The following is a 6438-nucleotide window of genomic DNA, read 5'->3' as shown; positions in this document are numbered from 1 at the left end:
ACCCTCACCCAATGCCGCCGACGCATCAATATTCAATAGAACCGCCGCTGATTTGATCAGCTTTTGGTAGCCATGTAAGCCCTCCATGATTTGCAATAACGATTCAATTGCTTGAATTTCCTTGCCTGTATAAAATTCGGCCGGTATCTTTTTACAGCCGTCTTCCAGCAACTGCAAATACTCTAGCATTTCCTCCATAGTGCATCCCAATTTGTCCAAAGGCTGCTCCATGTTGTTCATCATCATTTTTTGCCCACATCCCTTACCTGCATAATAGCCGCCGCCATTTCCCCGCCGCACCTCGACTAATTTTTTCCTCACCAGAATTGCTAACTGACCGCGGACGTAAGATGGCGTTACCTTTAATGCCGCGCCAATTTGTTGAGAATTCATCGGATTGGCGTATGAGGTTTTTCGCTGGACCAACAGCATTACAATTTCATGGTGTAAATTGTTCACGTATACAATACCTCCAAGTGAACACAACTAAACAATAGTAAACAATAAACCCTATTTAGAATGGTCAACAGAAATTGTTGACCATTCATTACTTTATCCTTTCGAACTGGAACTGGAACTGGAACTTAACCCGGATAGCAAAGCCGATACCATTGTATTTTCACTGGATAACGTTTGCAATTGCGACAACATATTGTTGTAGTAAGTATACAAGCTGGATTGTTCATTGTTAATCCGGTCCTGCATTTCGCTAACTCGGTCATTATCGTAGCTAATCGTATCCGTTAACGAGCCATTGGAACCGATCATGGTATCAAACTGACCGCCTACCGTAGTATACGTATTGATAAAAGCCTGCATTTGCGAAAAGATACCGGTGCCGCTGCCGCCGGTTGTATTCGTATAATTATAACTAACCGTGATTTGGCTGCCATTGGGAAAAGTTCCCGCTCCCGTAGCAAAGGTAATCTTTCCGGTGGTAGCATCGACGGAACATTCATAAATAGTAGTTGATGAGTTTTTCGCGTTTGTATCATCCGTGCTAAGTTGAGCTGCCGTAACCACCGTATATTGTTTGCTGCCGACCATGACGGTAGGAGTTCCGGTAATGTCCCCATGAGCCAGTGAATAAGTCAATTGACTGCTACTGCTCGTGCCAACCTTTTCACTGTCTACATACACTGTCGTATTACCAAATAACGACTCGACCCCAGCCATATTGGTTTCCAGCGCGGTCTTTAAAGTATCGGTATTTAAACTTAAATGCCCTAATTCCGAATCGGTAACAGACTGACCGACATCTCCGGTTGTTATGCCGACTTGCGAAAGGGTCTGATAAACCGAATTGGGCGAGTTAAGAACGGTAGAACTAAAGCTTCCTAAATCCTGGATAATCCCTTCCAGAAAGGGATCCAAGTGCAAATCGCCGGTGCTGGCACTGCTGCTGCTATCGCTTGAAGAGCTGGGGGCTTCCTGTATTTTTGCATTAATAGCGTCGACGACAGAATTATACTGAGTAACAACATTCTGCACTTTCGTAATAATAGCATCATAATTTGTCGACACCGTAACCGTAGCCGTCCCAGCCCCTTGCAGCGCAAACGTATTACCGTTCATCGTAATGGAATTGCCGTTTGCCGCCACAGCTACCCCGTTTACCGTAACCGAGGCATCCGTCCCGGTGGTCACTGCGGGCGTATTGCCGCCCGCCGTCGTCACTTTTAACAAATCCAATAAGTTGGAGCTGTCCGTACCCCCGGAGCCATAGGTGCCCAAAGTAACGCTCCCCTGTGAACCGGCAGTGGTTGAAACGATGGATACTGTCTTTGACGTAGAATTGTAAAAAGCCTGCACTCCGGCCGTAGTGGAACTGTTGATTTCCGACAAAATCGAGTCCAGCGTGTCCGTTGTCGGATTTACCTGGAATACAGTGCCGTTGATGGAGAAATAGCCGGCTTGCAGGCTGCTGCCAAAAACCTGGGTCAATGTCTGGGCATCTGTAGCGTCTTGCCCGGCAACTAAAGTACCGTTACCGGATGATAAGCCGAAAGCATTGAAAAGGTTGGTCCCGCCATCGCTGCCCAACGTAATGGTATCACTACTGCCGGCCGTTTTCTGCGTCAATACGACATCGCCGGTGCTGCTATTTAAAGTAGCCGTTACGCCGGCACTGGAAGCGCTGATCTTGTTTAAAACAGTATTGATGGTGTCGCCACTGGTTATGACGATGGATGCGCCGTTAATCGTCACAGTTCCCGGCGTGATTCCCAGCGAAGTTAATGCTGTGCTGTCATTGCCGTTATAACCGGACAAGCTCACATTGCCGGTCAAAGTCGCTTTCGTGCCGTCATTAAAACTGCTCAGTGCTGTACCGGTAACACTGCTGGTTGTCGCTAACTGGCTGACATTAATGCTGTAACTGCCGGCGGATGCACCCGTTTTCGTCGAGGCGGTAACTACCTTTTCATCGGAAGAAGTCGCTGTTCGGGTGGAAAAGGCGGTGGAATATGTTAAGTCTTGGAGCGCATACTGCAAAGTTTGCAGGTCTGTTTCCAATGTTTGATAATCACTTTTTTGGGCTGTCAGTTTAGCCACTGTGTTTTGCAGCAGCGTAAGGGGTATGCTGTCGGCGAGGATCTGTGCACTAACCAGAGCATCGACATCCAGTCCGCTCACTAAGTTGCTGAGATGGGTAGTGCCCAGAGCCGAGGAAGACGTTGTCGACAGACTGATCGAACTTGTACTCGAGGCCATTGTTATTCCTCCTTTCTAGATTTTGTGGTCTATAACCTTTAACTCTTCATCTACCGATGCCATCATCTTTAAAATCTGTTCAGGCGGGATCGTGCTGACAACGTTATTCGTGTTTTTATCTACTACTTCAAGGATTACACGGTGCGTATCTTTGTAAACGGCAAACCGGATTTGCTGATTTGTTGTCTCGGCATCCTTGTTGAGTTTTTCTGCTAATTTTGCCACTTGTTTATGGTCAAGACTGCCCGCAGGCGCTGTTTGGACCGTTGATTTATCTACCGGAGCTGTTTGCCCCCCTGAATTTGGCATCGTAATTTGAGAGTTAACCGCATCAATCTTCACGGGATACCCTCCTTATGTTAAAGACCGGCCGGCATTCGCCGGCCGGTCATGAGTATAACCTGTATTACTGCAATTCTTAATCTTATTGTAACAGTTTAAGAACCTGCTGCGGCTGTTGGTTAGCCTGTGCCAGCATCGCAACACCGGATTGTACCAAAACCTGGGTTTTGCTGTAAGTAGCCATTTCCTTTGCCATATCCACGTCTTCAATATTAGAATTGGCGGATTGCAAATTCTGTGAAGAAACTTCCAGGTTATTGATGGTGTGTTCCAACCGGTTTTGTACGGCCCCAAGCTTAGCACGCAGCGTGGAAACTTTGCTGAGCGCACCGTCAAGAGTACTGATCGCCTTAGAAATGCCGCCAGCTACAGAAGCAGCGCCAGCACCAAGGGAAACATTCGCAGAACCACCAAACAAAGCGCTAACCGTCATAGTGCCAATTGCTAAAGTAGTTACCTGTCCTTTATTAGCACCAATCTGGAAAGTCAGGTTACTGGCGGAACCAGTCAGCAGGTTTTTCGTATTGAACTGTGTTTGCGTTGCAATCCGTTGGATTTCTGCATTCAATTGGTTGACTTCCTGTTGAATCTGATTACGGTCACTGCCCGTATTCGTATCATTTTTCGATTGAACAGCCAACTGACGCATCCGCTGAATCATAGCAGTTGTCTCGTTCAAAGCACCTTCTGCCGTCTGTACCATCGAGATGCCGTCCTGGGCATTGCTGGTAGCTTGATCCAAGCCTTCAATCTGAGCGGTCATTTTGTTCGAAATCGCCAGACCGGCTGCATCGTCCGCAGCTTTATTGATGCGTTTACCGGAAGATAATTTTGCCGTGGCGTCACTCAGGGTACTGTTTTGGGATTCCAGGTTTCTCCAGGCATTTAAAGCCGAAATATTGGTATTGACAATCATTGTTCTTTTCCTCCTTGAATTTTTAAAATTGGCATCCTTGCCATAAATTCATGACCGCTGGCCAGCTTGTCATTCAGTATGTTTATACTGTCATTCTATTTATCGTAATGTAATGAAATTAGCTTAATACCGTTTTAGACGAAAAATATCATTTTTTTCGTCATTTTGTCATTTTTTTTCGTCTTTGCTCGTCTCTGCGCCTAATTTTTGTATTTTATCTAAAACAACCGTTAAATTTACATCCTGAGCCGCCCGCGAAGCCTGGGCATTGGCCTCGCTGATTTCTTCGTACAGTTCCTGCCGCAGCACCTGCACATCCTGCGGTGCCGTAATACCCAGCCGGACCTGATCGCCCTGAATGCCGATCACGGTAATTTTAATATTGTCACCGATGCGCAGGGATTGATTTCTTTTTCTGGCCAAAATCAGCATAGTCTTAGCCTCCCGCCAGTAATTCCGTTAGTTTATGCTTCGCCTTATAGCCCCGGTCGGCTGCAATCACTTGAAAACCAGTACGCAAGTCGGCGCTAATGACGATCGGCCCCAATAAATTTACCGTACAGTCTTTTAAATCGGAAGCCACCGCCACGGTAACATACACATGCATATTCTCGGTATCAGTCATTTGTGCTGCGTACTGATCAGGCAGCTCAAATTCATAGTCAGGCATAAACCAAAATGGATTGGTAATCACCAATCCAAAGTTTTCATCTTCTACGCTCTGCAGCCGCCAAAAAGCGCTTTCCTCACTGGCGGCCCGGATAATGAATTGGCGGTACGCTTCCAGTCCGATCAGTCCGTAAGGAAATGTGATAATTTCCGATTGCCTACCCGTATTTTCCCCGGCTATAACCGTTTCTTTCATAAATAATATGCCCCCCGCATCATGCTTTTATATCGACATAAGGCTCCTGTTCCATATAGACATCGACTTTCCCCCAAGTAAAATTCCCCCGTACTTCCCCCTGCTTAAAATTCGTTGCTACCCGGCCGTCAATATACCGTCCTTCCACCCTGCCAAGCTGCACTGAAATAGCCGGCGGCACCGACGGCACGTTGCTGATCACCAGTTGTTTGTCCGGCCTGCGTTCCTGCACGGCATCGGCAACAATTTTGCCAACCCGCTCTCCATGGGGCACAGCATATTTTTTTCCCTGTTCGACGGCGACGGAAACCGCCCGGGAAATCGCCTGCTGGGCGTCCTGCGCATTCGATTGTCCGAAAGAAGTCAGATCCTGCAGTCCCATGGAATTAAAAGACGGCTGCATGTCAATCATCACTTCCGCCGGCACCGTATGCAACTGGAGCTCTGCTGCCTGTGTATGCAGTCTCAGATCCGGCTGCGCCGTATGCAAATTTAGATTTCCCGGCGTTGTGTGAATGCCGATTTGTCCAGGCTTTTGGTCAATCGTCAGTTGTATCGAATTAATTTTCATTGTCATATCTCAGTGAAATTACTTTGTCAAGTCATCAACCGGTGGTTGATATATAATCAACCAAAGTCTTGGGCAAAACCTGGGCGCCGACGGACAAAGCGGCATTGTAGACACTGGTCGCTTCAGCAAAGGATATGCTGGCCTGGGCTACATCCAAATCCCGGTTATCCTTCAGATTAGACTGGAGTGTTGTATTTTGGCTTGTCAGCAGCGTAAGCATGGTTTGATAAGTAGTTTGTTTGGCGCCTTGCGATGTTTGCGCCTGATTAACCGTATCAGAATCATTGCTGAGGGCGCCGATATCATTAGACATGGCCGTTGTATTACCGCTTTTAACATCCGCTACAATCTGATTTAAATCGGCAAATAATTGGGGTTGGCTCGATGTCAGCGTCCCCGTAAACGTGGTAATATTGGAATCCATCGCGCCCAATTTGCCGAATAACTCCTGGCCGTCAATATTGATCTTATCCCGCACCGGGTCCACAGTTCCCGGACTGATCTGCATAGTAATCGTTCCGGCGGTTGCATTGCCGCTTTCCCCGTCGTAAGTACCGCTATAGGTTACAACCCCCGTGGTTGAATTCCGCGTAAGCGGCTGCGTCTGATCGTTCTGTCCGCTGAATACATAACGTCCCCCCGTTTGGGTATTGCCCAGCTGCACAATTTCATCAATAGCACTATTAATCTGATCCGCAATCGAATTTAACGAGGTACTGTCCGTCGCCACACTGGTGGCCTTGCTCACCAAGCCCTTGATTGTCGTCAGGGCGGTAGCGATATTTTGCGCCGCCTGGGTGCTCGTTGTCATCCAGGAAACGGCGTCGTTGGCATTTTGCTGATACTCGTCATTTTGACTGATACTGCTGAAACACTCCAGGGTCCGGGTCATCTTGACCGGATCGTCGGACGGCTTGCTGACTGCAATGCCGCTCGACAATTGGTTCTGCAGCGTAGTAACCTTATTTAAGGCGTTAGTATAATTATTCATAAAATTGGAAGAGATCATACCGTTTGTTATCCGCATTGTCA

General features: G+C 47.4%; 8 protein-coding genes. All 8 read right to left on the bottom strand.

What is annotated here, in order from left to right; genetic code table 11:
- Window positions 1-459, bottom strand: a 459-nt coding sequence (locus tag LUCIF_RS23390; RefSeq protein WP_207858370.1) for a DUF8042 domain-containing protein, incomplete at its 3' end; no start/stop codon positions are given.
- Window positions 460-552: 93 nt separating this feature from the next.
- On the bottom strand, window positions 553-2712 hold the full coding sequence (gene fliD, locus LUCIF_RS23385; RefSeq protein ID WP_122630227.1) for a flagellar filament capping protein FliD: 2160 nt from the start codon (window positions 2710-2712) through the stop codon (window positions 553-555).
- 15 nt (window positions 2713-2727) lie between these two features.
- Entirely contained in the window at window positions 2728-3054 is a 327-nt protein-coding gene (locus LUCIF_RS23380; RefSeq protein ID WP_122630226.1) for a flagellar protein FlaG, read from the bottom strand.
- 82 nt (window positions 3055-3136) lie between these two features.
- Window positions 3137-3970, bottom strand: coding sequence for a flagellin N-terminal helical domain-containing protein (locus LUCIF_RS23375; protein WP_122630225.1), 834 nt, complete (start codon window positions 3968-3970; stop codon window positions 3137-3139).
- A gap of 168 nt (window positions 3971-4138) precedes the next feature.
- Complete coding sequence (gene csrA / locus LUCIF_RS23370) at window positions 4139-4402, bottom strand: carbon storage regulator CsrA (protein ID WP_122630224.1); 264 nt, start codon at window positions 4400-4402, stop codon at window positions 4139-4141.
- Window positions 4403-4406: 4 nt separating this feature from the next.
- Window positions 4407-4835 (bottom strand): flagellar assembly protein FliW, encoded by a 429-nt coding sequence (gene fliW, locus LUCIF_RS23365; protein WP_122630223.1) that lies wholly within the window; start codon window positions 4833-4835, stop codon window positions 4407-4409.
- 19 nt (window positions 4836-4854) lie between these two features.
- Entirely contained in the window at window positions 4855-5412 is a 558-nt protein-coding gene (locus LUCIF_RS23360) for a DUF6470 family protein (RefSeq protein WP_165866136.1), read from the bottom strand.
- A 28-nt stretch (window positions 5413-5440) separates the two neighbouring features.
- A complete protein-coding gene (gene flgL / locus LUCIF_RS23355) occupies window positions 5441-6433 on the bottom strand; it encodes a flagellar hook-associated protein FlgL (protein ID WP_279386987.1) in 993 nt (330 codons plus the stop codon).
- Between the last annotated feature and the right edge of the window lie 5 nt (window positions 6434-6438).

It is taken from the genome of Allolucifera butyrica, assembly GCF_900476375.1.
GTDB lineage: Bacteria > Bacillota > Negativicutes > Sporomusales > UPPP01 > Lucifera > Lucifera butyrica.
This window is presented reverse-complemented; position numbering and strand designations above follow the sequence as displayed.

Bases quoted from the DNA above. Each gene is read 5' to 3' on its own strand.
- LUCIF_RS23360 (WP_165866136.1), bottom strand. From the start codon at position 5,412: ATGACAATGAAAATTAATTCGATACAACTGACGATTGACCAAAAGCCT.
- LUCIF_RS23375 (WP_122630225.1), bottom strand. From the start codon at position 3,970: ATGATTGTCAATACCAATATTTCGGCTTTAAATGCCTGGAGAAACCTG.
- csrA (WP_122630224.1), bottom strand. From the start codon at position 4,402: ATGCTGATTTTGGCCAGAAAAAGAAATCAATCCCTGCGCATCGGTGAC.
- fliW (WP_122630223.1), bottom strand. From the start codon at position 4,835: ATGAAAGAAACGGTTATAGCCGGGGAAAATACGGGTAGGCAATCGGAA.
- fliD (WP_122630227.1), bottom strand. From the start codon at position 2,712: ATGGCCTCGAGTACAAGTTCGATCAGTCTGTCGACAACGTCTTCCTCG.
- flgL (WP_279386987.1), bottom strand. From the start codon at position 6,433: ATGCGGATAACAAACGGTATGATCTCTTCCAATTTTATGAATAATTAT.